Below are 3,175 nucleotides of genomic sequence, written 5' to 3' on the forward strand. Positions count from 1 at the left end.
ACGGGGTTGGACCTCATACTATAAGTGTACCTCGAATCAAAAAGGCAGATGACATAGATCCAAATGCCTTTGATAACTCTATTTCAGACGATATATTTGCGAAGATTACAGCCTGTATAAGGCTTGCAGTTCCATATACGGGAATGATAGTTTCTACAAGAGAATCTGAGAAAGTTAGAGGAAGGCTTCTAAACCTCGGTATTTCTCAGATTAGTGGAGCCTCAAGAACTTCTGTAGGAGGTTATGAAAAGGAAGAAAGAGTGCATGACAGCGAGCAGTTTGAGGTTTCAGATACCAGAACTCTTGATGAGGTAGTTGGCTGGCTTATGGACAATGGGCATATTCCTTCATTCTGTACAGCTTGCTACAGAGAAGGCAGAACCGGAGACAGGTTCATGGCTCTTTGCAAAACCGGACAGATACTTAATTGTTGCCATCCAAACGCCCTTATGACACTGACCGAGTTTCTTGTGGACTATGCAAGCGAGGAAACGAGAAAAAAAGGCTTTGAAATGATTGAAAGAGAGCTAAATAAAATACCTAATGAAAAGAGAAGAGAAATAGCAATAAACAACATAAACGACATCAAGGCTTCTAACCGCAGAGATTTCAGATTCTAGGAGGGCTTAGTATGGGATTAAACCAGACGGTTTCGGCTGAAAGAGTACATATTGCCTTTTTCGGACTGAGAAATGTAGGTAAGAGCAGTCTTGTAAATGCGGTAACAGGGCAAGAATTAAGTGTGGTCTCAGACGTGAAAGGAACCACTACAGATCCGGTTAAAAAGGCTATGGAGCTTCTTCCTCTGGGACCTGTAGTTATTATAGATACGGCGGGGATTGATGATGAGGGGGAACTTGGCAGTCTCAGGATACAAAAAAGCAAGGAAGTCCTTGATATTACAGATATAGCCGTGCTTGTGACTGAGGCTGACAGAGAGCTTACAGAGCTTGAAAAAGAGCTGGCCTACACCTTTAAGAAGAAGAAATTACCATTCATAATTGTGCTTAATAAGGCAGACCTTGCTCCACACAGAAAAGAAAAGGATAATGAAATCTTAGTCAGTGCAAAAGAAGGGACTAATATCTTAAAGCTAAAAGAAAAACTTGCAGGACTTATTCCTGACAAAGGTGAAAAGTATATATTAAAAGACCTGGTAAATAAAGGAGATACAGTAATTCTCGTAATGCCTATAGATGAATCTGCACCTAAGGGAAGGATAATTTTACCTCAACAGGAGGTGCTTAGAGAATTGCTGGAGATAGGCTGCGTTACACTCTGTGTACAAGATAGTGAGCTAAAAGAGAGTCTCTTAAAACTAAAATCTCCTCCAAGTCTCGTAATTACAGACTCACAGGTATTTAAGACTGTAAGCGGGATAGTGCCTGAAGATATTAGACTAACCTCTTTTTCAATTCTCTTTGCCAGATACAGAGGTGGCCTTGCCAAAATGTTAGAGGGTGCAGATATGCTATCTAAACTTAAGGATGGTGACAGGGTACTTATTAGTGAGGGCTGTACTCATCACAGACAGTGTGAAGATATAGGTACGGTAAAGCTCCCAAGATGGATAAGGGAGTATTCCGGTGCCACCCCTCATTTTGAATTTACCTCAGGAGGAACCTATCCTGATGACCTGACTTCTTATAAGTTAGTAGTCCACTGTGGAGGCTGTATGCTTAACGAAGCTGCTATGAAGAGCAGAGTCGGAAAGGCTGTTAATCAGGGCGTTCCCATAGTGAATTATGGGATGGCGATTGCTGAGATGACAGGCATACTAAAAAGAGCAATGAAAGCACTATGATTTCAACAAAATAAGAAAGCCGGAGCTTACAATATAAGCTCCGGCTAATCTCTAACAGCATCTAATCTAAGTTAGATGAGCCCCGCGATTTCTGATAACTCAATAATGGATCTTCTAGATACCTTGTTCCCTCGATATTCGAAGTAAGAGTCATCGTGAGCAAAATTACCAAATACATCCGGATAGCTCTGCTTCCTAAGGATGATGCTATTTCCGTCACTCACTATTTCAAGCTCCTCCAAATCATCCAGATTTAAGGCTTTTCTAAAATCTGATGGAAGGGTGATTCTACCGAGTTTATCCAGTTTTCTTTTTAAGGTCCTGCTTTTCACAAAATACTCCTTTACAAAAATATATTTTTATGAAATATTTTTGTAATACGTTACTACCTTACTAAACAATCTATATAATAAGAGCATATTCTTTCTTTAATCTCAGCGCTTTTAAGCATACATCCGTGTAAAATATTATCCAATCTTTCAGCACCCCCTTCATAATTTTTTTCTTTAATTTGTCCCTCTCGCTTATCATTGAAAAAGTTTCATAATAAGTGTAATCATACAATTAATTTAAAAATCGTGAGAATTATGCGTATTACAAACAATATTTACTAGACTCATTATAGTATATTTTTAAGCTTTTAGCAACGGCAAAAAAAACGTAAAAACGGTTACAAAATATACAAAATAAACAAAAACCTGACCTTGTAAATTTGTAACCGTTTTTTGTTTACATAGACCAAGAACCCGTACAGCTTAGGTGGAGACGTATTTTAGCCCTCTAGAGTGGCAATTACATCCTCAGAAAGCCCGGTATACCTCATTATAAGCTCAGCAGGAAGGCCCTCTTCAATCATTGTCTTTGCAATCATTTTAGCACCTTCCTCTCTTCCACGCTTCTCGCCACGTTTCTCACCACGTTTCTCACCACGTTTCTCACCACGCTTTTCACCGCGCTTCTCGCCAATCTCTTCACTTTCTTGCATCCATTTCTGCAAAGTTGCATCCATCTGTATGGTACCTCCTTCATCCTTTTTAAATCTTGCCTTAATTTCACTAGTGACCGGGAAATCGGCTTCATCATAAACATCATTCTTAGTAAATACTTTCATAAGCTTTGCTAGCTTAGAGCCATCATCCACTGCTGCATTTACATATATTTCAGTAAGACCATCTTCGATTATCTGCCCTGTTTCTTTAACCGTCTTTACCACATGATAAAGAGGAAGATTACCCTTAAATAAATCAAAGGCAGAGATAAATATGATGCAGACATCAGGTACAAACTCAAACTGCTTTCCAGTCTCTGTTACATTTGCAGTCAATACAGAAGCATTGTAACGGACTCTTTTTAGATGGTTATCATCATTTG

4 protein-coding genes are annotated in these 3,175 nt (G+C 39.1%); 2 read left to right on the forward strand and 2 right to left on the reverse strand.

From position 1 onward, the window contains the following. Together hydG and hydF are read left to right on the forward strand one after the other, a co-directional pair. The coding region (hydG, locus tag ACO6HM_RS12305; protein WP_485391312.1) for a [FeFe] hydrogenase H-cluster radical SAM maturase HydG at nt 1-620 on the forward strand (620 nt) is incomplete at its 5' end. An 11-nt stretch (nt 621-631) separates the two neighbouring features. Beyond that, nucleotides 632-1,804 carry a [FeFe] hydrogenase H-cluster maturation GTPase HydF gene (hydF, locus tag ACO6HM_RS12310; RefSeq protein WP_485391313.1) on the forward strand — a complete coding sequence of 391 codons (1,173 nt, stop codon included), beginning with the start codon at nt 632-634 and terminating at the stop codon, nt 1,802-1,804. 71 nt (nt 1,805-1,875) lie between these two features. Here the strand turns inward: hydF and ACO6HM_RS12315 are convergent, their stop codons facing one another. Together ACO6HM_RS12315 and ACO6HM_RS12320 are read right to left on the reverse strand one after the other, a co-directional pair. Then, the gene (locus ACO6HM_RS12315; RefSeq protein WP_485391314.1) at nt 1,876-2,136 is read right to left on the reverse strand and encodes an AbrB/MazE/SpoVT family DNA-binding domain-containing protein; all 261 of its coding nucleotides are present in this window, start codon (nt 2,134-2,136) and stop codon (nt 1,876-1,878) included. A gap of 440 nt (nt 2,137-2,576) precedes the next feature. Further along, nucleotides 2,577-3,175, reverse strand: a 599-nt coding sequence (locus ACO6HM_RS12320) for an Rpn family recombination-promoting nuclease/putative transposase (protein ID WP_485391315.1), incomplete at its 5' end; no start/stop codon positions are given.

The sequence above is a fragment of the Catonella sp. genome, assembly GCF_057250765.1.

Coding starts and splice junctions, on each gene's coding strand:
- hydF (WP_485391313.1), top strand. CDS start 632: ATGGGATTAAACCAGACGGTTTCGGCTGAAAGAGTACATATTGCCTTT.